The 24,070-nt window shown below is 67.8% G+C and carries 21 protein-coding genes; 2 read left to right on the top strand and 19 right to left on the bottom strand.

Translation table 11 applies throughout. The features are described from left to right. Positions 1-4 precede the first annotated feature (4 nt). From J4E04_RS09035 to J4E04_RS08950, 18 genes are all read right to left on the bottom strand, one after another. The gene (locus tag J4E04_RS09035; RefSeq protein ID WP_027504984.1) at positions 5-736 is read right to left on the bottom strand and encodes a response regulator; all 732 of its coding nucleotides are present in this window, start codon (positions 734-736) and stop codon (positions 5-7) included. Continuing rightward, the gene (locus J4E04_RS09030) at positions 733-3,228 is read right to left on the bottom strand and encodes a sensor histidine kinase (RefSeq protein ID WP_490150525.1); all 2,496 of its coding nucleotides are present in this window, start codon (positions 3,226-3,228) and stop codon (positions 733-735) included. The genes J4E04_RS09035 and J4E04_RS09030 overlap by 4 nt, the downstream gene beginning before the upstream one ends. A gap of 13 nt (positions 3,229-3,241) precedes the next feature. Continuing rightward, a complete protein-coding gene (locus J4E04_RS09025; protein ID WP_328813067.1) occupies positions 3,242-3,886 on the bottom strand; it encodes a potassium-transporting ATPase subunit C in 645 nt (214 codons plus the stop codon). 2 nt (positions 3,887-3,888) lie between these two features. Further along, positions 3,889-5,979 carry a potassium-transporting ATPase subunit KdpB gene (kdpB, locus tag J4E04_RS09020; protein ID WP_490150369.1) on the bottom strand — a complete coding sequence of 697 codons (2,091 nt, stop codon included), beginning with the start codon at positions 5,977-5,979 and terminating at the stop codon, positions 3,889-3,891. Next, the gene (gene kdpA, locus J4E04_RS09015) at positions 5,976-7,784 is read right to left on the bottom strand and encodes a potassium-transporting ATPase subunit KdpA (protein ID WP_490150368.1); all 1,809 of its coding nucleotides are present in this window, start codon (positions 7,782-7,784) and stop codon (positions 5,976-5,978) included. The genes kdpB and kdpA overlap by 4 nt, the downstream gene beginning before the upstream one ends. Before the next feature lie 3 nt (positions 7,785-7,787). After that, complete coding sequence (gene kdpF, locus J4E04_RS09010) at positions 7,788-7,886, bottom strand: K(+)-transporting ATPase subunit F (RefSeq protein ID WP_222630725.1); 99 nt, start codon at positions 7,884-7,886, stop codon at positions 7,788-7,790. 236 nt (positions 7,887-8,122) lie between these two features. After that, positions 8,123-9,007, bottom strand: a complete 885-nt coding sequence (gene mutM, locus J4E04_RS09005) for a bifunctional DNA-formamidopyrimidine glycosylase/DNA-(apurinic or apyrimidinic site) lyase (protein ID WP_056445093.1) — start codon at positions 9,005-9,007, stop codon at positions 8,123-8,125. Continuing rightward, positions 9,000-9,782 (bottom strand): ribonuclease III, encoded by a 783-nt coding sequence (rnc, locus tag J4E04_RS09000; protein ID WP_490150367.1) that lies wholly within the window; start codon positions 9,780-9,782, stop codon positions 9,000-9,002. Before rnc ends, mutM begins: the two co-directional genes overlap by 8 nt. A gap of 2 nt (positions 9,783-9,784) precedes the next feature. Further along, entirely contained in the window at positions 9,785-9,967 is a 183-nt protein-coding gene (gene rpmF, locus J4E04_RS08995; RefSeq protein WP_027504976.1) for a 50S ribosomal protein L32, read from the bottom strand. Positions 9,968-10,048: 81 nt separating this feature from the next. Beyond that, positions 10,049-10,537, bottom strand: a complete 489-nt coding sequence (locus J4E04_RS08990; RefSeq protein WP_081821208.1) for a YceD family protein — start codon at positions 10,535-10,537, stop codon at positions 10,049-10,051. A gap of 195 nt (positions 10,538-10,732) precedes the next feature. Next, positions 10,733-11,506 (bottom strand): DivIVA domain-containing protein, encoded by a 774-nt coding sequence (locus J4E04_RS08985; RefSeq protein ID WP_027504974.1) that lies wholly within the window; start codon positions 11,504-11,506, stop codon positions 10,733-10,735. Positions 11,507-11,643: 137 nt separating this feature from the next. Then, positions 11,644-12,126 carry a pantetheine-phosphate adenylyltransferase gene (coaD, locus tag J4E04_RS08980; protein ID WP_027504973.1) on the bottom strand — a complete coding sequence of 161 codons (483 nt, stop codon included), beginning with the start codon at positions 12,124-12,126 and terminating at the stop codon, positions 11,644-11,646. 14 nt (positions 12,127-12,140) lie between these two features. After that, complete coding sequence (rsmD, locus tag J4E04_RS08975) at positions 12,141-12,728, bottom strand: 16S rRNA (guanine(966)-N(2))-methyltransferase RsmD (protein ID WP_490150366.1); 588 nt, start codon at positions 12,726-12,728, stop codon at positions 12,141-12,143. 13 nt (positions 12,729-12,741) lie between these two features. Further along, on the bottom strand, positions 12,742-16,149 hold the full coding sequence (locus J4E04_RS08970) for a pyruvate carboxylase (protein ID WP_490150524.1): 3,408 nt from the start codon (positions 16,147-16,149) through the stop codon (positions 12,742-12,744). A 135-nt stretch (positions 16,150-16,284) separates the two neighbouring features. Then, the gene (locus tag J4E04_RS08965; RefSeq protein ID WP_027506987.1) at positions 16,285-16,956 is read right to left on the bottom strand and encodes a GntR family transcriptional regulator; all 672 of its coding nucleotides are present in this window, start codon (positions 16,954-16,956) and stop codon (positions 16,285-16,287) included. An 86-nt stretch (positions 16,957-17,042) separates the two neighbouring features. Beyond that, positions 17,043-18,035, bottom strand: coding sequence for a transketolase family protein (locus tag J4E04_RS08960; RefSeq protein ID WP_027506988.1), 993 nt, complete (start codon positions 18,033-18,035; stop codon positions 17,043-17,045). After that, positions 18,032-18,934, bottom strand: a complete 903-nt coding sequence (locus J4E04_RS08955; RefSeq protein WP_374197725.1) for a transketolase — start codon at positions 18,932-18,934, stop codon at positions 18,032-18,034. Before J4E04_RS08955 ends, J4E04_RS08960 begins: the two co-directional genes overlap by 4 nt. Further along, positions 18,925-20,283 carry an MFS transporter gene (locus J4E04_RS08950; RefSeq protein ID WP_307092569.1) on the bottom strand — a complete coding sequence of 453 codons (1,359 nt, stop codon included), beginning with the start codon at positions 20,281-20,283 and terminating at the stop codon, positions 18,925-18,927. Before J4E04_RS08950 ends, J4E04_RS08955 begins: the two co-directional genes overlap by 10 nt. 257 nt (positions 20,284-20,540) lie before the next feature. On the opposite strand from J4E04_RS08950, the gene J4E04_RS08945 reads away from it, so the two are divergent. Continuing rightward, positions 20,541-21,335, top strand: coding sequence for an SDR family NAD(P)-dependent oxidoreductase (locus tag J4E04_RS08945; RefSeq protein ID WP_490150365.1), 795 nt, complete (start codon positions 20,541-20,543; stop codon positions 21,333-21,335). A gap of 13 nt (positions 21,336-21,348) precedes the next feature. Here J4E04_RS08945 and recG read toward each other — a convergent pair whose 3' ends face one another. Then, the gene (gene recG / locus J4E04_RS08940) at positions 21,349-23,577 is read right to left on the bottom strand and encodes an ATP-dependent DNA helicase RecG (protein ID WP_222637746.1); all 2,229 of its coding nucleotides are present in this window, start codon (positions 23,575-23,577) and stop codon (positions 21,349-21,351) included. A gap of 243 nt (positions 23,578-23,820) precedes the next feature. On the opposite strand from recG, the gene rpmB reads away from it, so the two are divergent. After that, complete coding sequence (gene rpmB / locus J4E04_RS08935) at positions 23,821-24,012, top strand: 50S ribosomal protein L28 (protein ID WP_042576517.1); 192 nt, start codon at positions 23,821-23,823, stop codon at positions 24,010-24,012. The last annotated feature ends 58 nt before the right edge of the window (positions 24,013-24,070 follow it).

The raw sequence follows: 24,070 nt of genomic DNA, 5'->3' as shown, positions 1-24,070 counted from the left end.
CGCATCAGGTTCGGAAGCGATACCCCATGCCGGCCTCGGTCAGCAGGTGGCGTGGATGCGCCGGATCGGGCTCGAGTTTGCGCCGCAGCTGACCGAGATACACCCGGAGATAGTGGGTCTCGGTCTCGTACGCCGGACCCCACACCTCGCGCAGCAGTTCTCGCTGTCCGACCAGCTTGCCGCGGTGCCGCACCAGCATCTCGAGCATGCCCCACTCGGTGGGGGTGAGGTGGACCGGCTGCCCGTCGCGCGTCACCGATCTCGCGGCCAGATCCACGGTGAACGAGTCGGTCACGACGACCGCCTCGCCGTCGCCGTCCGCCGTGCGTGCGGCGCGCCGAACCGCGACGCGCAGCCGGGCGAGGAACTCGTCCATGCCGAACGGCTTGGTCACGTAGTCGTCCGCACCCGCGTCCAGCGCGTCGACCTTGTCGCCGGAGTCCGAGCGGGCGGACAGCACGATCACGGGCACGGTGGTCCACCCGCGAAGTCCGGCGAGCACCTCCAGGCCGTCGAGATCCGGCAGACCCAGGTCGAGGACGATCACGTCCGGATGCCTCTCGGCGGCGGCGCGCAGAGCTCCCGCTCCGGTCGACGCCGTCGACACGTCGTAGCCCCGCACCCCGAGATTGATGCGCAGCGCCCGCAGCAACTGCGGCTCGTCGTCGACGACGAGGACACGGGTGGGCGGCGGTCCCGGCCGCGGCGTCTCGGTCGTTCCCCCGTCCTCGGTCACGACGCCGCCGGCAGGTCGACGGTGACGGTCAGCCCGCCGCCGACGGTGCGCTGCGTCGACACCGTGCCGTGCATGGCCTCGACGAAGCCGCGCACCACGGACAGTCCGAGGCCGACGCCGGTGGTGTTGTCGCGATCCCCGAGCCGCTGGAACGCGTCGAAGACGGTCTCCTCCGAGCCGTCCGCGATACCGGGCCCGTGGTCGGCCACGGCGAGCCGGACGCGGTCGTCGTCCACACGAGCGGACACGCGGATCTCGCCGTGGGGTGCGTACCGCACAGCGTTGTCGATCAGATTCGCCACCACTCGCTCCAGCAGACCCTCGTCCGCCAGCACCGACAGATCCCCCACCTCCACCTGCAGGCGGGACCGCGCCGGACCGACGGAGGCCGAGGCGCGGTGCACCACCTCGTCGAGGAACACACGCGCCGACACCGGCCGCACCACGCCGGCGGCCAGGCGCGAGGAGTCGAGCAGGTTCTCCACCAGCGCGGTGAGCTGATCCGCCGACTCCTCGACCGTCGCCAGCAACTCCGCGGTGTCCTCGGGCGAGAAGGTGACGTCCTCGCTGCGCAGACTCGAGGCGGCGGCCTTGACCGCGGCCAGCGGCGTCCTCAGGTCGTGTCCCACGGCGGACAGCAGTGCCCGCCGCAGTGTGTCCGACTCGACGGCGGCCGCGGCGGTGCTCGCCTCCGCGGCCAGTTCGCTCTGGCGGATCAAGCCGACCGCCTGATTGGCGACCGCCGTGAGGACACGCCGGTCGGTCGCGCGGGTGCGGTGCCCCGCGAGGACGAGGGCGTACTCCTCGTCGCCCACCTCCACCGCGGTGTCGGCGGCGTCCACGCTCGTGGGCGGGTTCTCCCCCACTGCACTGACGACGCCGTGCCCCGAGCGCAGCACCGCCACGGCGCGCTGCCCGTACGTCTCGCGCACCCGCTCGAGCAGAGCGGGCAGGTCGGCTCCACGCAGCACCGATCCGGCGAACAGCGCCAGCAGTTCCGCCTGTTGCGACGCGCTGCGGGCGTCCCGTGCCCGCCGGGCGGCCGCGTCGACGAGCACGGCCACCGCCACGGCGACGACGAGCAGCACCACCGTGGTCACGAAGTTGTCCGGCTCGGCGATGGTGAAGCTGTAGCGCGGTTCGGTGAAGAGGAAGTTCAGCAGCAGGGCGGAGAACAGCGCCGACAGGATCGCGGGGGCCACACCGCCGAGCAGGGACACCGCCAGCACGACGATGAAGAACAGCGCGCTCTCGCCGCCGAGATCGAGAAGGTCGTCCACGAGCGAGATCAATCCCGCCGCCACCGCCGGTACGGCGAGCGCGGCGATCCAGGCGACCGGGCGCCGGACGGTCGGCGACGACAGTCGCCGGACTCCGGTGGAGGCGTGGTCGTGCGTGACCATGTGGACGTCGATCGCGCCGGAGTTCTGCACCACGGTCGATCCGATGCCCTCGTCGACGGCCCGTGCCCACCGTGACCGGCGCGACGTTCCGAGCACGAGTTGCGTCGCGTTCACCCCGCGGGCGAACTCGAGCAACGTCACGGGCACGTCGTCGCCGACGACACTGTGCATCGAGGCGCCCAGACCGCCGGCCAGGGTCCGCACCGCACCCATGTGCGCGGCGGACACCCCCGCCAACCCGTCACCTCGCACCACGTGCAGCACCATGAGTTCGGCGCTGGACTTCGCGGCGATCCGGCTGGCGCGGCGCACGAGAGTGTCGGACTCGGGTCCGCCTGTCACCGCGACGACGACACGCTCTCGCGCTTCCCAGGTGTCCCTGATGGCGTTGTCGGCGCGGTAGCGGGCCAGCGCCGCATCGACCTGGTCCGCCAACCACAGCAGCGCCAACTCCCGCAGAGCGGTGAGGTTTCCACGGCGGAAGAAGTTGCTCAATGCCGCGTCGATCTTCTCGGGTGCGTAGACGTTCCCGTGTGACAGTCTGCGTCGCAACGCTTCCGGGGTGATGTCGACCAGCTCTACCTGGGCCGCGGCTCGCACGACAGCGTCGGGAACCGTCTCTCGCTGCACCACACCGGTGATGCGCTGGACCACGTCGTTGAGACTCTCGAGGTGCTGCACGTTCAGAGTCGACACCACGTCGATCCCGGCGGCCAGAAACTCCTCGACGTCCTGCCAGCGCTTGGCGTTGCGACTGCCCGGAGTGTTCGTGTGGGCCAGTTCGTCGACGAGGACCACTTCCGGCATTCTGGCCACGACGCCGTCGACGTCGAGTTCGGGGACCGAGGCTCCGCGATACTCGACCATGGTCGGCGCCAGTACCGCGATGCCTTCCAGCATTTCTGCCGTTCGAGTGCGTCCGTGAGTCTCGACGACGCCGGCGACGACGTCACACCCACGGGACTGGCGACGGTGCGCCTCGCCGAGCATCGCGAACGTCTTTCCCACGCCCGGCGCCGCGCCGAGATAGATGCGCAGTTCTCCCCTGCCCCCCGGTGTCGTGCGTTCGTCCGCGGCGTCGGCGTGCATGCTCACGTGCTCATCATCCACCCGTGGTCGAGCAGTCGGGTGCAGTCAGTCCCAGGTCGACGTTCAGCGTGGCGACGTTCACCGTCGCCTGTCCCAGGAATCCGAACTGACGACCGTCGGTGTTCGCGGCCACCAGCGCGCGGACCTCGTCCCGGGAGTTGCCGGTTGCTGCCGCTACACGGGGGACCTGAAGCTCCGCGTACGCCGGGCTGATGTCCGGGTCGACACCCGAACCGGAACCGGTGACCGCGTCGACGGGCACCGCCACCGGATCGACGTTCTCACGCTCGGCGATCGCAGCACGACGTTGCTCGATGAACGACGCGAGAATGTCACTGCTCGGACCCTGGTTCAGAGGGAGAGCGGCGGAGGGGTCGCCCGCGGCGAAGGCGTCGTCGTCGGCGACCGACCCTGTGACGCGCGTGTGGAAATACGGATCGGGTCGTCCGTCTGCGACCACGGTGTCGACGCCGATGAGCGAGCTGCCGACAACACATCCCGAGGCATCACGGATGGGTGAGCCTTCCGCCGAGTCGGACCCGATGCGACTGATGGCCCACACCGCGGCTGGGTACCCGATTCCGAGGAGAACCGTCAACACCAGCAGAACTGTGAATCCGGCGACGATCTGTTTGAAGAACACCGAAAATGTACGCATTGCTAGCCCATTCCAGGAACGAGTCGGACCACGAGGTCGATCAGCCAGATACCGATGAAGGGCGAGATCACACCGCCGACGCCGTAGACGGCGAGGTTGCGGCCGAGCAGTGTCGACGCGGTGGACGGCGTGTACCGAACACCCTTCAGCGCAAGAGGAATCAGCGCCACGATGACCAAGGCGTTGAACACCACGGCCGAGACGATCGCTGATTGCGGCGTTGCCAGCCGCATGATGTTCAGCGTGTCGAGCTGCGGATACACCGTGGAGAACAGTGCCGGCAGGATCGCGAAGTACTTGGCGAGGTCGTTCGCCAACGAGAACGTGGTGAGCGCTCCGCGGGTGATGAGGAGTTGCTTTCCGACCTCCACCACTTCTATCAACTTCGTGGGATCGGAATCGAGATCCACCATGTTGCCCGCCTCTTTCGCTGCGGACGTGCCGGTGTTCATCGCCACGCCGACGTCGGCCTGAGCCAGCGCGGGAGCGTCGTTGGTGCCGTCCCCCGTCATCGCGACCAGCCGACCACCGTTCTGTTCACGGCGGATCAAGGCCAGTTTGTCTTCCGGTGTCGCTTCGGCGAGGAAGTCGTCCACCCCGGCTTCCGCAGCGATGGCCCGAGCGGTGAGGGGGTTGTCGCCGGTCACCATCACGGTCCGAATGCCCATGGCGCGCAACCGTTCGAATCGCTCGGCGATGTGAGGCTTGACCACATCCGACAACTCGACGACTCCGAGAACTCGGGCACTCGACCCGGATTCGGCGACCGCGACGACGAGCGGTGTACCGCCCGCTTCGGACACCGATTCGACCGAATCACGTACCGCAGTGTCGGCGGCGTGGCCACTCTGCTCGCGAACCCAGGCGAACACGCTGTCGGAGGCGCCCTTTCGGATCTGCTGACCGTCGACGTCCAGCCCACTCATGCGGGTCTGAGCGGTGAAGGGAACGAACTCACCCCCAGCTGTGGGATCCACATCCCCGCCGAAGTCGCGTGCGACGAGTTCGACGATGCTGCGTCCTTCGGGTGTTCCGTCAGCGAGCGACGACAGGCGAGCCGCGTCGGCGAGTTCCCGAACATCGACCCCGGGTGCCGGATGCAGTGCCGTGGCTCTGCGATTTCCGAAGGTGATCGTGCCGGTCTTGTCCATGAGCAGGGTGTCGATGTCGCCGGCGGCCTCGACCGCGCGGCCCGACATGGCCAGAACGTTGCGCTGCACCAGTCGGTCCATACCGGCGATGCCGATGGCGGACAGGAGTGCGCCGATGGTCGTCGGAATCAGGCAGACGAGAAGTGCGATGAGCTTGACTGGATCCTGCGCCGACCCCGCGTAGATGCTCATGGGACCGATGGCCACGACGGCAAGCAGGAACACGATGGTCAGGGACGCGAGCAGGATGTTGAGAGCGATCTCGTTCGGAGTCTTCTGTCGCGACGCACCCTCGACGAGCGCGATCATCCGGTCGACGAACGTCTCACCCTGTGCGGCGGTGATCTTCACGACGATCCGGTCCGACAGCACGGTCGTGCCGCCGGTGACGGCGCTTCGGTCACCGCCCGATTCGCGCACCACCGGTGCGGATTCACCCGTGATGGCGGATTCGTCCACCGATGCGATGCCGTCGACCACATCACCGTCACCGGGAATGACCTCCCCTGCGGTGACGACCACCTCGTCACCGACCTTCAGTTCGGTGCCGGGCACGCTCTCGACGGACCCGTCGGGCAGCCGACGATTCGCGAGCGTGTCCCGTTTGACGTTGCGCAGACTGGCCGCCTGGGCCTTGCCGCGACCCTCGGCAACGGACTCGGCGAGGTTCGCGAACACCACGGTGAACCAGAGCCACCCGGTGACGAGCCAGGAGAACACCGACGGGTCGGCGATCGCCATGACAGTGGTGATGACCGAGCCGACCAGAACGACGAACATGACCGGGTTGCGGGCCTGGTGACGCGGATCGAGCTTGCGGAATGCGGTGGGCAACGAGGTCCACAGCTGTGTGGGGCTGAAGTAGCCGGATGTGACGGGAGCCGGCGCGCCGTCGTCGGGTGTCGCCTCCGACTGAGTGGGATGGTCGTTGACGAGGGTCATTGCAAAGCCTCCGCGAAGGGGCCCAGCGCGAGCGCCGGGAAGAATGTGAGCGCAGCGACGAGGACGATCGTGCCGGTGAGAAGACCGGCGAACAGCAGTCCCGTGGTGGGGAGCGTCCCGGGTCCGGCCGGACTTCGACGCTTGGTCACGAGTGAGCCGGCGAGAGCCAGAACGAACACGATCGGAAGGAATCGGCCGAGCAACATGGCAATGCCGAGGGAGGTCTGGAACCAGTCGTCGGTCACGGTCAGTCCGCCGAACGCACTTCCGTTGTTGTTCGACGCGGAGGCGTAGGCATAGAGCACCTCGCTGAACCCATGGATCGAACCCGGAGTTCCAGGGTCGCCGCTGTTGCCGAGCGCTCCGCTGGTGGAACCGAGGATCACCGTGACACCGGTCCCGATCAGAACGAGCGCCGGCATGACCAGTACCGACAGCGCTGCCATCGTGATCTCGCGTTTGCCGAGCTTCTTCCCGAGGTATTCGGGCGTGCGTCCGACCAGAAGCCCACCCACGAACACGGCGATGACGGCCAGCACCAGCATTCCGTAGAGGCCGGTCCCGACTCCGCCGGGTGCGACCTCGCCGAAGAGCATGTTCAGGATGACGACTCCACCGCCGAGCGGAGACATGGCGTCGTGCGCGGAGTTGACTGCACCGGTCGATGTTCCGGTGGTGCTGACTGCGAACAGGGCCGAGCCGGGAATGCCGAATCGTTGTTCCTTGCCCTCCATCATGGCGCCGGCGGCCTGCGCAGCGACGCCACGAGTACCGGATTCCGCAGCGAGCGTCACGGCGAGAATGCCGGCCCACAGCAACGCCATGACGGCGAGGATCGACAGACCCTGCTTGCGTTCTCCGACGAGGGTTCCGAAGGTGCGCGTCAATGCGACCGGGATCAACAGCAGGGCGATGATCTCGACGATGTTGGACAGCGGCGTCGGATTCTCGAACGGGTGCGCCGAGTTGGCCGCCAGGATTCCGCCACCGTTGGTACCGAGCTCTTTGATCGCTTCCTGAGAGGCGACAGGAGCGAGTGCGTTCGTGATCGAGCTGCCGTCCAGACCCGTCGAGGCGAAACCGCTGTGGAACGACATGACGACGCCCTGCGTCAGCAGGATCAGCGCCACGACGAACGACAACGGCAGCAGGATCCGCAGTACGCCGCGCGTGAGATCGACCCAGAAGTTTCCGAGTTCACCTCCGCTGCGCACACGGACGAACCCGCGGATCACCGCGACGGCCACAGCCAGTCCGACTGCGGCAGAGACGAAGTTCTGTACTGCGAGGCCGAGAGGTTGAGTCAGATTGCTCATCGTCGTCTCGGGTGAGTACGACTGCCAGTTGGTGTTGGTGACGAAGGAGATTGCCGTGTTGAACGCGACCGACGGGCTGACGCCCGGCAGCGAGTTGTTCAGCGGCAGAACACCTTGAACACGTTGGAGGGCATAGAGGAAGAAGACGCCGGCAGCAGAGAAGCCCAGCAGCGACAAGGCGTAGCCGACCCACGTCTGTTCCGAGCGGGGGTCGATCCGGCACACGCGATACAGCAGGTATTCCACCCGCCAGTCCGCCGTCGCCGATACCGACCTGCTCGTCGGCTTCGGCGCGTCGAGCGTGGTGGTCGTGGTGATCGTCGATCCCGCAGCCTGTCGTGCGGCAGAGCTGACCACTTCGTCACGAGCACGTTCATCTCGCGGAGTGGTGAAGACGCGCGCCATGTGGTCGCCGAGGGGAACGTAGGCGGCAGCGAGCACGATCACGACGGCCGCGATCTGAAGCCCTGCCGCAAGTGCGGGAGTCACGGCTCAGAACCTCTCGGGGTCGAGCAACGCGATCAGCAGGTACACCGCAAGTGCCGCGGAGACCACGATCAACATCACGCTCTCGATTCCGGCCGCGGTCATGCGGACCGCCCGAGTCGAAGAACGGTGAACACCAGCGCAGCGAAACCTGCTGCCGCGGTGAGTAGGTAGGCCAGGTCAGCCATGGATGCAATCCTCGTGAAACGGCGACGAACTGCCGGCGGATGCTCGGCAGCTACGCCAGCGTCCACCCCCTACGCGCCCATCTCGGCCTTACTGACGCTCTGTTGACGCTGCGAGCAGGCGCTTTGATGCGATCTTTACGCCACGCACCGGAATCATCCCCGCCGAACCCTCGGCGCCGGCTGACACTTCGGACAGCTGAAGGACGACCGATTCATGAACTTCTCGCGGCGGATGGGAGCGCCGCAGCGAGGGCACGGGAGTCCCTCCTGGCCGTATGCGGCCAGTGACCGGTCGAAGTACCCCGACTGACCGTTCACGTTGACGTACAGCGCGTCGAACGAGGTGCCGCCCTGCGCCAGTGCCTCCCCCATGACAGCGTGCGCGTTGTTCAGCAACCTGCGCAGCGCCGGACGAGTCAGTGAATCGGTGAGTCGATTGCCGTGGATCTTGCTGCGCCACAACGACTCGTCGGCGTAGATGTTGCCCACGCCCGACACGACGGTCTGATCGAGGAGCGCGCGCTTGATCTCGGTGTGCTTCCCCCGCATCGCCGTCACCACGGACTCCGCGTCGAACTGGGGGTCGAGTGGGTCGCGGGCGATGTGCGCCACGGGAACCGGGACCCGGGAGCCGTCGACCTCCACGAGGTCGGCGACGGCCCACCCGCCGAACGTCCGCTGATCGACGAATCGCAGATCCGTGCCGCTGCCCAGTCGGGCGCGGATGCGGAGATGCTTCTCGTCGGGTGCGTCCGCGGGCTGGACGAGCATCTGCCCGCTCATGCCCAGGTGCACCACGATCGACTCGAGCGGCCCGGTCGCGTCGTCGTTCGCGGCGACCACGAGCCAGAGGTACTTGCCACGGCGCTCGGCGGACACGACGGTGGTGCCGGCCAGTCGCGACTGGAGATCGAGACTTCCCTCGAGATGCCGTCGAGCGGCACGCGGATGCAGGACCTCGATGTCGACGAGGGTCTCCCCCACGACGTGCGACGCGAGTCCGCGTCGCACCACCTCGACCTCGGGAAGTTCAGGCATTCCGGTCGGACGACATCTCCGGGGTCGGGCCGGCGATCAGCGCTGCGGAGGCCGATTCACTGAGAGCGTTCCAGGCCGCGCTGGCGGCGCGCTGCTCGGCTTCCTTCTTCGAGCGACCCACGCCCTGCCCGTGCGGCGATCCGCCGACGAGCACGGTGGCCGTGAACTCCTTGTCGTGGTCCGGTCCCGTCGCGGTGATCTCGTACGCGGGAACACCGAGACCCTTCTCGGCCGTGAGCTCCTGCAGGCTGGTCTTCCAGTCGAGGCCGGCACCGAGACGCGGTCCACGCTCGAGCAACGCGTCGAACAGACGCAGCACCACCTCGCGTGCGACGTCGATGCCGTGCTCGACGTGGATGGCGCCGAGAAGCGATTCCATGCCGTCCGCGAGGATCGACGGCTTGTCGCGCCCACCGGTCATCTCCTCGCCCTTGCCCAGAAGCAGGTGCGCACCGAGTCCGCCGTCACCCAGTTGGCGAGCCACCTCGGCGAGCGCGTGCATGTTGACCACGCTCGCGCGTATCTTGGCCAGCTCGCCCTCCGACTTGTCGGGGTGGGCGCTGTACAGCTGCTCGGTGATGCTCAGACCCAGAACGGAGTCTCCGAGGAACTCGAGGCGTTCGTTCGTGGGCAGCCCACCGTTCTCGTACGCGTACGAGCGGTGGGTGAGAGCGTGGACGAGCAGGTTGTGGTCCAGAGACACGCCAAGAGCGGCGAGAAGCGATGCATGATCGTCCTCGCCGCTCCGGTCTGTCGCTGGCGACTGTGAGGTCACCGTCAGACTGCCGCGGTGACCTGGCGACCCTTGTAGGTGCCGCAGTTCGGGCACACCGTGTGGGGCAGGGTCTTCTCGCCGCACCCGCGGTTGGGGCAGGTGATGAGGGTGGGTGCAGTGGTCTTCCACTGGCTGCGTCGCGATCGGGTGTTGGACCGCGACATCTTGCGCTTCGGAACAGCCACTTCTACTTCTCCTCGTACTCGTTCGGTGCAATGTCGTGCTGGTGAAGCACGGGTCGTGCAGGCGCAGGGTGCGCCGGCCGACTAGGTCTGGTCGGTGTCGGTCTGCAGCTTCGCCGCGAGACCGGCCCAGCGAGGATCAATTGTCTCATGCGCATGACCCGGTTCCGCAATCGACAGGCGGATGCCGCACTCCGGGCACAGTCCCTGGCAGTCCTCGGTGCACAGGGGCCGCAGCGGCAGGGTGAGCCCCGCCACGTCCACGATCAGTGGTTCGAGATCGATCGCGTCGTCCTCGACCCGGTAGAGATCGTCCTCGTCCGTGGTGGCCTCGGTGACGCTGTTCGGGTACGCGTACAGCTCCGTGAGATGGAGCTGCACGTGGGACGTGAACGGCTCGAGGCACCGCGAGCACTCACCGACGGTGTCGGCGTCGACCGTGCCGCTGACGAGCACACCCTCGGACACGGACTCGAACCGGAGATCGAGATCGATGTCGGCCCCCTCCTGGATCGCGATCAGGTCCAGACCGATGCGCGACGGGGAGGGAACGGTGCGCGCGACCGGCATCATCGACCCTGCGCGGCGACCCAGACGACGGGTGTCCACCACCAGCCCCGAGACGGGTTCGGCGGAGTGGCGACGAGCAGCGGGAGACAACGAACGATCCTTTCACGGGCGGTGCGGGCAACCACTCCACGATACGGGAGCGTCAGGTCAGCGCCAAATCACACCGGTCCTCCCTGCGAGGAGGGATCCGCGTGGCGGTCAGTAGCGCGAGCGGCCCTCACCACGCGAGTCGGCGAAATCGGTGTCGTAACTCGGAACGCCACTGCCGGTGCGGAGCTGCTGACGTCCCCGACCGACGGACCGCAACGTGCCGGAGAGGATCTCCTCGAACTCCGCGAACTTCGTGTCGACGTAGAGGTCGCACTCGGTACGCAGACGATCCGACTCGGCGTGCGCCGCGTCGATGACCCGAGCGGACTCCGCGTGCGCGGACTGCACCACCTCGGTCTGCGAGACCAGGCGCTCCTGCTCGGCGAGACCCTCGGCGACGGAACGCTCGTAGGCCGCCTTGCCGGCGTCGATCGAGCGAGCGGACTCGACGCGGCCGCGCTCGGTCAGCGTCTCGTACTCGTGCTCCGCGTCCGCGATGGTGGCGTCGGCGCGCGCGGTGGCGTCGGCGACGAGGCTCTCGGCGTGCGCGGTGGCCTCGGCGACCATCCGGTCGGCGTGGGCCTTCGCGTCGGCCAGGAGTCGATCGGCCTCGTCCCGCGCGTTCTCCACCGTGCTGGTGGCTTCCGCGTCGGCCGACGAGATCGTCTTCTCGGCACCGGTCCGTGCGTCCGACACCAGCTTGTCGCGGTGGTCCAGCACGTCCTGCGCGTCGTCGAGCTCACCCGGAATGGCGTCTCGGACGTCGTCCAGCAGCTCCAGCACATCACCACGCGGGACGACGCATCCCGCGGTCATCGGGACGCCGCGCGCCTCCTCGACGATCGCGACGAGCTCGTCGAGCGCCTCGAATACCCGGTACACCGTGCTCGGCCCTCACTTCGATCGACAGTCTCTGACTTCGGCGACCACGCCCGTCGGGCGCGATCTCCGGTGTCAGTGTGCCCGGTACGCGCACCGGTCCGCACGATTGTCCCCCGGTGTGTCGCCGTCCGGCCCGGTCAGGAGCGCTCGGCGAGCCGGGCCAGCAGTCGGTCGTGCACGGCGGCCGGGACCATCGTCGTGACGTCTCCGCCCAGTCGCGCGATCTCCTTGATGAGCGAGCTCGACAGGCTGCTGTGCACCGGGTCGGTTCCGAGGAACACCGTGTCCACGCCGGTGAGTCGCCGGTTCATCTGCGCCATCTGCACCTCGTAGTCGAAGTCGGCGGCGTTGCGCAGACCCTTGACGATGGCGGTGGCCCCGGACTCCGACGCGAAGTCGACGAGCAACCCCTGCCACGTCGCGACGCGCACACCCTGCAGATGAGTGGTGGCCTGCGCCAGCATCTCGACCCGTTCGTCGACGGTGAAGAGTCCACTCTTGTTGGGGTTCACCACCACCGTGACGATGACCTCGTCGAATTGCGTTGCGACGCGCGAGATCACGTCGAGATGACCGTTGTGGATCGGATCGAAGGATCCCGGGACCAGGGCGCGGCTCATGGTGGGTGAACGTATCAGCTTCCCCGTGCGGGGTGCTCGATCTGCGCGACCTCGAACCGGGCCATGTCGATGCGAGCCTCGCCGTAGCGCTTGGCCTTCAATTCGACGAGCCCAGCGGGCCACAGCGTCGCGGGCGAGCGCGAGGATCGCTCGACGACCACGAGGGCGTCCTCGGCGAGCCACTCGCCCTCGACGAGTCGGTCCAACACCGAGGACACGGCGCCGTCCGACACGGAGTACGGAGGATCGGCGAGCACGAGGTCGTAGCGGCGCTCCGGTGTCCCACCGACGACAGCCGCGACGGGCGCGGTCCGCACCTGCGCTCCCGGCAGTCCCACGGATTCGATGTTCCGGGCGACCACGGCCGCCGCGCACGCGTCGTTCTCGACGAGGAGGACGTGCTCGGCTCCGCGCGAGAGCGCTTCGAGGCCGAGAGCGCCCGACCCCGCGTACAGGTCCAGCACCGACGCACCGTCGAGGTACATCCGGCTCTCGAGCGCACTGAAGAGCGCCTCTCGGACCCGGTCGGCGGTGGGTCTGGTGCCGCGGGACGGCACGACGAGCGAACGCCCGCCGGCCGTCCCGGCCACGATCCTGGTCACTGCGAGAACCCTGTCAGGAGCGGTCGGTGGTGTCGCCGACGGCGATGACGCAGATCAGGTCCCCACCCTCGACCTGCGCGACACCGGACAGAGCCAGACGGGTGACGGTGCCCGCCCGCGGCGCGGTGACGGCTGCTTCCATCTTCATCGCCTCGATCGTCGCCACCGTCTCCCCCGCCGACACCGACTGCCCCACCTCCGCGGTCAACGTCACCACACCCGCGAACGGCGCCGCCAGATGCGACGGATCGTCCCGATCCGCCTTCTCCGTCGTCGGCGCATCCGCCGAGATCGACCTGTCCCGCACCGACACCGGCCGCAACTGACCGTTGAGGATGCACATCACCGTCCGCATCCCCGCCTCGTCCGGCTCCGAGATCGCCTCCAACCCGATCAGCAGATCCACACCCTTCTCCAGGCGCACCCGATGCTCGTCGCCCTGACGCAATCCGTAGAAGAACTGATTCGCCGACAACCCCGAGGTGTCCCCGTACTTCTCCCGGTGCTCCGCCAACTCCTTCGCCGGCCCCGGGAACAACAGATGATTGAGACGATCACGCCGCTCGGCACTGGTGCCGGAGAGCAGCACCTCGTCCTGCGTCGTCAACGTCGCCTCCCCACGCCCGGCGCCGCGCCCCGCCAACGCGGTGGTGCGGAACGGCTCCGGCCACCCACCGGCCGGGGTGCCCAGATCGCCGCGCAGGAACCCGATCACCGAATCGGGGATGTCGAACTTCCCCGGATCCGCCGCGAAGTCCTCCATCGACACCCCCGCACCGACCAGGTGCAACGCCAGATCGCCCACCACCTTCGACGACGGCGTCACCTTGATCAGCCGGCCCAGCAACCGGTCCGCGTCCGCGTACGCCTTCTCCACGTCCTCGAACCGGTCCCCCAGACCCAACGCGATGGCCTGCTGACGCAGGTTGGACAGCTGCCCACCCGGAATCTCGTGGGTGTAGACCCGCCCGGTCGGGGCGGGGAGCCCGGACTCGAACGGGGCGTACACCTTCCGGATCGCCTCCCAGTACGGCTCCAGATCGCACACCGCCGCCAGATCCAACCCGGTGTCCCGCTCGGTGTGCGCCGCCGCCGCCACGATCGCCGACAACGCCGGCTGACTGGTCGTGCCCGCCATCGACGCCGACGCCCCGTCCACAGCGTCCGCCCCGGCCTCCCACGCCGCCAGGTACGTCGCCAACTGACCACCCGGGGTGTCGTGGGTGTGCACGTGCACCGGCAGGTCGAAATTCTTGCGCAGCGCCGTCACCAACGTCGTCGCCGCCGGCGCCCGCAGAAGCCCCGCCATGTCCTTGATCGCCAACACGTGCGCGCCGGCGTCGACGATCTGCTCCGCCAACCGCAGGTAGTAGTCGAGGGTGTAAAGCTTCTCGTCGGGGTTCGACAGGTCACCGGTGTACGACATCGCCACCTCGGCGATCGTCGTGCCGGTCTCACGGACGGCGTCGATCGCGGGGCGCATCTGATCGACGTTGTTCAGCGCGTCGAAGATGCGGAAGATGTCCACACCCGTCGCCGCCGCTTCCTCGACGAATGCTGTCGTCACCCGCTCCGGGTAGGGGGTGTAGCCGACGGTGTTACGCCCGCGCAGCAACATCTGCAGGGCGATGTTCGGCACCGCCTCCCGCAGCGCCGCCAACCGCTCCCACGGATCCTCGTGCAGGAACCGCAGCGCCACGTCGTACGTCGCACCGCCCCAGCACTCGATCGACAACAGTTCGGGTGTGGTCCGCGCGACGTAGGGGGCGACCATCAACAACCCGGACGTCCGCACGCGTGTCGCCAGCAGTGACTGGTGGGCGTCACGGAACGTGGTGTCGGTGACGCCCAACGCCTTTCGCTGACGCAGATCGCGGGCGAAGCCCTCGGGACCGAGCTCGAGCAGACGCTGCCGAGACCCGTCGCGCGGCGCGACGGACAGATCGATGTCCGGCAGCTTGTCCTGTGGGTAGACCGTGCTCGGACGCTCGCCGTGCGGCTTGTTCACCGTCACGTCCGCGAGGTAGGTCAGGATCTTGGTACCGCGATCGCCGGACGACCGCGCCGTCAACAGCTCGGGTCGCTCCTCGATGAACGACGTCGTGACGTTGCCCGCACGGAAGTCCTCGTCCTGCAGAAGTCCCTGCAGGAAGCCGATGTTCGTCGAGACACCGCGGATACGGAACTCCGCCAACGCCCGCCGCGACCGCGCCACCGCGTCCTCGAACGTGCGACCACGGCAGGTGAGCTTCACCAGCATCGAGTCGAAGTACGCCGACACCTCCGCACCCAACGTCGTCCCGCCGTCGAGACGGATACCCGCACCGCCCGGGGTGCGGTACGCGGTGATGCGGCCGGTGTCCGGGCGGAACCCGTTCGCCGGGTCCTCCGTCGTGATGCGGCACTGCATCGCCGCACCCCGGATCCGGATGTCCTCCTGCCGCAACCCCAGATCCTCGAGTGACTCCCCCGAGGCGATCCGCAACTGCGACTGCACCAGGTCGACATCGGTGATCTCCTCGGTCACCGTGTGCTCGACCTGGATCCGCGGATTCATCTCGATGAACACATGGTTACCGTCCCGGTCCACCAGGAACTCCACCGTGCCCGCACACGAGTACCCGATCTTCCGCGCGAACGCCACAGCGTCACTGCACAACCGGGCCCGCAGCTCGTCCGAGATGTTCGGCGCCGGCGCCAGCTCCACCACCTTCTGGTGACGGCGCTGCACCGAGCAGTCACGCTCGAAGAGATGGATCACATCGCCGTGGGTGTCCGCGAGAATCTGCACCTCGATGTGCCGCGGCTCGACCACCGCCTGCTCCAGGAACACCGTCGCGTCACCGAACGCCGACTCCGCCTCCCGCGCCGCCGCCTCGATCGCCGCACGCAACCCCGACGGCTCCGCCACCCGCCGCATACCGCGGCCACCACCGCCCGCGACCGCTTTGACGAACACCGGGAACGTCATCGACTCCGATGCCGCCACCAACGCATCGACGTCCGTCGACGGCTCCGACGACGCCAACACCGGCAACCCGGCATCCTTCGCCGCCGCGATCGCCCGCGCCTTGTTACCCGTCAGCTCCAACACCTCCGCCGACGGACCCACGAATGTGATCCCCGCCGCCGCACACGCCGCCGCCAACTCCGGATTCTCCGACAGGAACCCGTACCCCGGATAGATCGCGTCCGCACCCGCACGCACCGCCGCGTCGACGATCAGATCCACCGACAGGTAGTTGCGCACCGGATGCCCCGGCTCACCGATCTCGTACGCCTCGTCGGCCTTCGTCCGATGCACCGAATTCCGGTCCTCGAACGGGAACACCGCCACCGTCTGCGCCTCGAGTTCGTACGCCGCACGGAACGCACGGATCGCGATCTCGCCGCGATTTGCCACCAGCACCTTGGAGAACATTCCGGTCAACCTACCTTCAGTACGGGCGAGACGGAGCTATGACTTGTCCAGATATGAGACACGTGCGGAGCGCAGCGAGCAGCCGTCGTGGTGCCGGGACAGTAGCGCCGATCACGTCCACGCCGCTCGCATCTCCTATGCAGAAATGTCGGCGGAGAGATTCGCGGCGGCCCACGTCATGTGTTCCGCCACCGAGGCGCTGGCAGCCGCGCCGTCGCCCGATCCGATCGCCTCGACGATGCGGCGGTGTCGGTCGGTGTCCATGTTCCCGACCGCGCGAGACTTGCCGGCCCACATGATGGACATGCGGATCGAACCCTCGAGGGACGTCCACGAGTGCACCAGGGTCTCGTTGCCGGTGAGCCGGCAGAGCAGTCGGTGGAAACTGAGATCGGACTCGATCCGGGCCTCGAGATCACCGTCACCGGCGGCGTCCATCAGGTCGAGCGCGCTCGACAGGCCGGCGACCGACTCCTGCCGATCGTCTCGCTCCGCGAGCAGTGCGGCAGCGGTGGACTCGAGCGCGGCGCGCACGACGAAGATGTCCCTGATCTCCTTGTCGTCCAGATGCCGCACGTACAGCCGACCCCGAGCGCCGATGACGGCGAGCCCCTCCTGCTGAAGCTGCCGCAGTGCCTCGCGCAACGTGCCTCGGCTGATCTGCAGGCGCTCCGACAACTCCGTCTCCACCAGCGCGGAACTCGGACGCAGCTCGCCACTGGTGATGGCCCGACGCAGCGCGTCGAGAGCCTGATCGCGCAGATTCGTCTTCTGCAACCCCAGGAGCGTGGCGGGCTGTGCGGCCATGGAGACCTCCTCGAAACGGTGATGTCGACAGCTGCCGGTCGACAGTGATCTCAGGGTAACGGCCGCCCGTGTCGATCCGGCACTGCTCACCGCAACGCCGCGAGAACACGCTCCTCGATGCGGTCGGTGGACAACCCGTAACGATCGTGGAGCGTGGGGAGTGCGCCGGCGGCCAGGAACTCGTCGGGCAGCGCGATGGGAGTCACCTGACGCACCGTGCCGGACTCGACGCACGCCGAGGCGACCGTCTCGAAGAGCCCACCGATGCGGGTGTGGTTCTCGAGGGTGAATGCGGCCCGGTCGGTCGAGAGTTCGCGCAGGACGGTCTCCGCGTCGAACGGTTTGATCGTCGCCACGTGCACCACCGACACGTCCACCCTGTGCTTCGCGAGTCGCTCGGCGGCCTGGAGCGCACGCATGGTCATCAGACCGGACGACACCAGCACGACGTCGTTGCCCGGTCGAATGACCTTGGCCTTGCCCAGTTCGAAGGTGTAGTCGTACTCGTCGAGTACCGACGCGACCTTCCCGCGGAGCAACCGGAGGTAGGTCGGGCCCGGAGTCGCGGCGAGTTGGGGAACGGCCTGCTCGATGTCCACGGCATCGCACGGGTCGACGATGGTGAGGTTCGGCATTCCGCGGAAGATCGCCATGTCCTCGGTCGCCTGGTGACTCGGCCCGTAGCCGGTGGTGAGGCCCGGGAGTCCCCCGACGATGTTGACGTTCAGATTCGGCTCGGCCGCGTCGAGGCACAGGAAGTCGTACGCGCGGCGCGCCGCGAAGACCGAGTAGGTGGACGCGAAAGGAACCAGGCCGGTCTCCGCCATGCCCGCCGCGGCGCCGAACAGCAATTGCTCCGCCATCCCCATCTGGAAGAAACGGTCGGGGAAGGCCTGCGCGAAGATGTGCATGTCGGTGTACTTCGCCAGGTCGGCACTGAGGCCGACGATGCGCGAATCCTGTTCCGCTGCACGGACCAGCGCGTGTCCGAACGGGGCCGCCGTGGTGCGCTGACCCTCGTCGACGAACGAGGCGATCATCGCCGACGTCTTGAGCTTGGGGGCGGATGCGGTGGTCATGAGTGGTCTCCCTCGTGAAATTCTGCGTCGTGGAAGCGAGCGGTGAGCTGATCCCGGCACACGCTCCACTCGTCCTCGTCGATACGCATGAAGTGCGCCTTCTCGCGGGTCTCGAGCATGGGTACGCCGAACCCGATCCGCGTGTCGCACACGACGACCGACGGGGTGCCGGTCGGCGACGTCCGCGTCGCGATGTCGTCCAGGGCGTCCAGCAACGCGCCCGCATCGTTGCCGTCGACACGGTGGACGGACCATCCCGCGGCCGCCCACTTGTCCTGCACCGGTTCGATGCCCAGGACTCCCGCGGTGGGCCCGTCGGCCTGCAGTGCGTTCATGTCGACGAGTGCGACGAGGTTGCCCAGTCGGTGATGAGCGGCTCCCATCGCGGCCTCCCACGTGGAGCCCTCGTCCAGTTCCCCGTCCGACAGGAAGTTGAACACGAGTGACGGCGACCCCTGGTGACGCAGTCCCAGAGCCATTCCCACCGCCACCGGCAGTCCGTGTCCCAGCGAGCCCCCGCTGATCTCCATCCCGGGCGTGTAGGACGCCATTCCGGACATGGGGAGCCGCGAATCGTCGGAGCCGTAGGTCTCGAGTTCGGAGACGCTCACCGTGCCCGCTTCCGCGAGCGCCGCGTAGAGCCCGATGGCGTAGTGACCGGTCGAGAGCAGGAAGCGGTCCCGCTCCGCCCAGTGCGGATCCGCCGGGCGGTAGCGCAGCCGTCCGCTGTAGACGGCGGCGAACATGTCCGCCGCTCCCAGTGCCTGACCCACGTATCCCTGACCCTGCGCTTCGCCCATGTCGAGGACGTGATGGCGCATGGCGTAGGCGAATCGCTCCGCGGCGCGGATCCGTGTCGTGCGGTCGGTGGTGATGCTGTCGGTGACGGTCACAGCGATTCCTTTCGAGAGGTGGCGGTCGCGACGAGGTTCTCGTCGAGCTCGGCCTGGAGTGCGAGTCGTCGTTCGGTGGGGCCCCACGTCTCACGGGTGGACAGGGCGGCGAGGAGACCGATCAGCGCGTAGACGCTGAAGAGGACTGCCGGCCCCATCCAGCCGTAGGAGACGAAGAGCAGCGTGGTGATGAACGGAGTGAAGCCGGAGACCATGGCCGAGATCTGGTAGGCCAGTGAGGCTCCGGACGCTCGGCGACTCGCCGTGAAGAGTTCGGGGAACCACGCGCCCTGCGCACCGGCGAGCGCGTTCTGGCACACGGTGTAGGCCAGGACGAAGGTGACGGCCACGAGGATGAAGGTGCCCGTGTTGACGAGGAGGAACATCGGGATTCCGAACAACACCCCGAACGCACACACTCCGATGTAGACGGGTCGGCGGCCCATCCTGTCCGTCAGAGTCGCCCAACCGACGGTCGCGCCGATGCCCAGCGCCGACGCGATGCAGAGAGCGGTCAGGGTCTCGGACTTCGTCGCCAGTTCCTCGTTGTGCAGGTACGAGATCATGTAGGTGATGGACACGGCGTAGCCGGCGGTCTCGGCGATGCGCAGTCCGATACCCCGCAGGATGTTGCGCCAGTCCTGCTTCACGGACTCGACGATCGGCGCACGCTGGACCTGGCCGGACTCCTTGACCTCGTCGAACACCGGGGACTCCGGGACCTTGGATCGAATGATCAGCCCGACGACGACGAGGACGATGCTGGCGAGGAACGGAACGCGCCAGGCCCAGTCGCCGCCGAGGTGCACGCTGAACAGGAACACCAGGTTCGCGAGCAGGAGACCCACCGGGAATCCCGCCTGCACGATGCCGGTGAACGCGCCCTTGCGCCGCCACGGGGCGTGTTCGTAGCTCATCAGAATCGCTCCGCCCCACTCGGCACCGAACGCCAGTCCCTGGACGATGCGGACGATGACCAGCAGCACGGGCGCGACGACGCCGACCTGGGCGTAGGTGGGCAACAGACCGATGACGAACGTCGCGAGTCCCATCACGATGAGCGACGCCACCAGAACGGGCTTGCGCCCGACACGATCACCGAGGTGGCCGCCGATGATGCCTCCGATCGGGCGTGCCGCGAAGCCGACGCCGAGCGTGGCGAAGGCGGCCAGGGTGCCGGCCACCGAACTCTGGCCCGGGAAGAACGCCGTTCCGAAGTAGAGCGCCGCGGCGGTGCCGAAACCGATGAAGTCGTACGTCTCGATCACCGCGCCGACGGACGACCCCACGGCGACGCGCTTGGCGTCGGGTGTGCCGTGGACCTGCCCGCGCATGGCCAGAGTCTCGCTGCTCATGACTACCCCTTTTCGAGGTGTTGGAGGTGTGAGGAAAGGGTGACGGATGCCGTCATCGATTACGAGTGTGACCCACCACACGTTTACTGTCAACAGTCAACTGTTGGTGTGCAACAGTTGACTGAACCGCAGTTCGGGTCTTACTGTGTGCTGCATCACGACGAGCCTTCGCAGGCGGCCGACACCGGCCGTCGCCCCTCTCGAACCGTGACACCAGCCTCGACAGCCGTTCCCCCACACCCGTATCGGAGATCACCATGTTCGACACTCTGGCCCGACCGGCCACCGTCAGCCGTACCGCCGTCGTCACCGGAGCTGCCTCGGAACGGGGCCTCGGCCGCGCGACCGCGGCGTTGTACGCCGAGCAGGGCTGGGCAGTCGTCGTCCTCGATCTCGACGGGGAGGCCTCGGCCAAGGTCGCCGCGGACATGGCGAATGCGTACGGCGTCCGGGCCTTCGGTCACGAGGTCGACGTGGCGGACGAGTCGTCCGTGGAGCGAGCTCGTGCGGCCGTGGCCGCCGAGGTCGAGTCGGGATCGCTCCCCACCGTGGGCGCCCTGGCGAACATCGCCGGCATCACGTCACCGGTGCCGTTTCTCGAGACCACGCTGGACCTGTGGAACAAGGTGATGGCGGTCAACGCGACCGGCACCTACCTCGTCACGAAGGCCTTCCTCCCCGCGATGATCGATGCCGGGTGGGGACGCGTGGTCAACATGTCGTCGGTGTCGGCTCAACGCGGCGGCGGCGTGTTCGGCAAGGTGCCCTACTCCTCGGCGAAAGCGGCGGTTCTCGGTTTCACCAAGGCGCTGGCCCGCGAGATCGGACACACCGGTGTCACGGTGAATGCTGTCACGCCGGGCGCCGCGGACACCGCCATCCGGGTGGGGAGCACGCCCGAGCAGGAGCAGGCGATCGCCGACGGCATCCCGGTGGGACGCGTCGCCACTGCTCGTGAGGTCGCCGCGATCATCACGTTCCTGTCGTCGGAGGACGCGTCCTACCTGACGGGCACCACACTGGACATCAACGGGGGAAGCCACATGCACTGACCGGGTCGGGCGTTCACGCCTTGTCGAGGAAGTCCACCCTGGTCGCGTCCACGGCGGATCGCATCATCGCCGCGAGACCGGGGTGCTCCACGAGCCCCGGGTCCCGATCGACGACGTCGCGGGCGAAGGTCTGGGCCGCGGTGATGATGTCGAGGTGATCGAGGAGTGACAACAGTCGCAGGGTCGTCGTGGTGCCCGACTGCGCTGCGCCCAGCACGTCGCCCTCCCGGCGTTGCCGTAGATCGAGAACGGCGAGCTCGAACCCGTCGGTCGTCGCCGCGACGGCGTCGAGCCTCGCGTAGGTGGGGGTGCCCGGTGCGAGCTCGGTGAGCAGGATGCACAGACCCTGGTGGCCGCCACGACCGATGCGGCCACGCAACTGATGCAGCTGACTCACGCCGAACCGGTCGGCGTCCACGATGACCATGACCGTGGCGTTGGGGACGTCGACACCGACCTCCACCACGGTGGTGCAGACGAGGACGTCGATGTCGCCGTCGTTGAACGCGGACATCACCTCGTCCTTCTCCTCCGTGGGCAGCCGCCCGTGCAGCAACCCGACGCGCAGGTTCGCCAGAGCGCCGGCGCGGAGCGACTCGTACACATCGACCGCCGACGCGGTGTCCGGAGTGTCCTTGCCGAGATCCTCGGGCTTCTCGTCGCCGATCCGCGAACACACCACGTAGGCCTGGCGGCCGGCGGCCACCTCCTCGGAGATCCGGCTCCACGCTCGCTCGACCCATGCAGGTCTGTGCTGGGCGGGAACGACCGAGGTGCGGATGGGCGCGCGTCCGCGGGGAAGCTCACGCAGGGTGGACGTCTCGAGATCGCCCAGCGTGGTCATGGCGATCGTCCGCGGAATGGGCGTGGCCGTCATGACCAGCAGGTGCGGGCTGACGCCCTCTCTCGCCTTCGCGCGCAACGCGTCCCGCTGCTCGACTCCGAAGCGGTGCTGCTCGTCGACCACCACCATCCCGAGGTCGAAGAACGACACCGTGCTCTGGATGAGTGCGTGAGTGCCGATGACGATGCCTGCGTCTCCGGTCACGATCGACAACAGCGCGGCACGTTTCGCGGCCGTCGACATCGATCCGGTCAGCAGCACCACTCGGGTGGCGCGGTCGGGCGCACCCAGTTCCCCGGCCGTCGCGAGCGCCCCGAGTTGCCGCGTGATCGACCGGTGGTGCTGTGTGGCGAGCACCTCGGTGGGTGCCAGCAACGCGCACTGCAGTCCCGCGTCCACCACCTGCAGCATGGCGCGCAGAGCGACGATCGTCTTGCCCGATCCCACCTCACCCTGCAGGAGCCGGCTCATCGGCCGAGTGCGGGACAGGTCGCTCTCGATCTCCTCGGCGACCTCCTTCTGCCCGTCGGTCAGCTCGAACGGCAGCACCTCGTCGAAAGCGGCGGCGACACCGTCGGCCACGCGCGCGCAGGCCGGCGCCGTGCGCACCGCCACCGAGTGGCGCCGTTCGGCGAGCACCAACTGCAACGCCGTCGCCTCGTCGAAGCGCAGACGGTAGCGCGCGTTCTCGATGTCGTCCTCGGACTCCGGAAAGTGCACGACCCGCAGTGCGTCGTCGAGGCTCATCAGCGCGTGCTCGGCGCGCACCGTCTCGGGCAGCGGATCCTCGACGCGATCGAGCTGGTCCAGGACCTGACGCACGCAGCGCAGGAAGGTCCAGCTCTCGACCTCCCGCGTCGCCGCGTACATGGGAAGGAACGGAAGCGACAGCATGGACATGTTCACCGCACCGGAACTGTCCGTGGCGCCGCGAGCCATGCCGGCGAGCTCGCCACCGCCGTGCGGGCGCCCCACCAGGTCGTCCTCGTCGCCCTCGAGCATCAGGTAACCGGGGTGGTTCAGCGACCAGGACGTCCGGAACCACTTGACCGTGCCCGAGAACATCGCGCGCGACCCCACCGTGATGTTGTGACGCACCTTGTGACCGTTGAAGAAGGTGGCGGAGACGTTCTGACCGTCGCACGTGAGCACGACCTTGAGCATGTGGCCCTTGCGCGCCTTCATGGGCACGAGGTCCGCCTTGGACACCGTCCCCACGACGGTGATGCGTTCACCGTCGTCCGGGTCCTTGCGGGCCAGCTCCTGACCCTGTGTCACGTAGCGGAAGGGGTAGTGACGCAGCAGGTCCTCGACCGTGACGAGACCGAACGCCGTCTCGAGCGGATCGGCGGCCCTGCGACCCAGTACGTGGTCGAGCCGGTCACCGAGCTGAACCACCGCGCTGCTCCCGTCCTGATGCTGCCGCCATCTGTGCGACCATTCCACCAGGCACCTGCGGCATCGGCGCGTGCGGGCCGGTTTGGACTCGGGGCACCCGAGCGGCTAGTCTTGCAGGGTTGCGTCTGACGCGTCCGGCATGCCCGGAGGTATCGGGCGCAGTTGTACGAAGATCTTGCCCCACACCGGCCACGGTTCGAATCGTGTCCCGGTCTCACCTCGAATACCAAGGAGTTCGCGACTATGGCTGCCGTCTGCGACGTATGCGCCAAGGGACCCGGCTTCGGTAAGTCGGTTTCGCACTCGCACCGCCGTACCAACCGTCGCTGGAACCCCAACATCCAGACCGTCCGCGCGCAGGTCGCGCCGGGTAACTCTCGTCGGCTCAATGTGTGCACCTCGTGCCTCAAGGCCGGCAAGGTGGTCCGGGGCTGACGTTCCCGCACGAATTTTCACGACAAGGCCCCGATACCTCGGTATCGGGGCCTCTGTC

Source organism: Rhodococcus sp. NFXS4, assembly GCF_058139645.1.
The sequence above is the reverse complement of the archived record's forward strand: the minus strand, read 5'-3'. Positions and strand labels throughout refer to the sequence as shown.